This window comes from Acinetobacter sp. ANC_7512 (genome assembly GCF_056779935.1).
The window spans coordinates 1-227 of sequence record NZ_JBWYIX010000053.1 but is presented as its reverse complement, the minus strand read 5'-3'; the positions used below and the strand labels follow the sequence as shown (position 1 = coordinate 227).

The 227-nt window shown below is 45.8% G+C and carries 1 protein-coding gene; it reads right to left on the bottom strand.

Features of this window, described 5'->3' with window-relative positions:
• Positions 1-227 (bottom strand): GA-like domain-containing protein (locus AC1M9H_RS14435; RefSeq protein ID WP_481613667.1); only part of this gene is annotated, 227 nt, incomplete at both ends.

Here is a 227-nt window from a genome sequence, read left to right as displayed (position 1 = left end):
CATTGGCATTTGCATCGATCAGCGCTTGTTCTGCCGCAGCGTATGCTGCTTCTGCTGCCTCTACTGCTGCTTCAGCCGCTGCTAGAGCTTCACCAATATCATCAACAACACCATCTTCATCTTCGTCATTTACTGTTGGTAAAGTGATATCAACCAGATCATTTAAACGACCTTGTAGCGCATCTTTTTCTGCTTGTACTGCCTCAGGTAACGCTGTCACTTTTGTT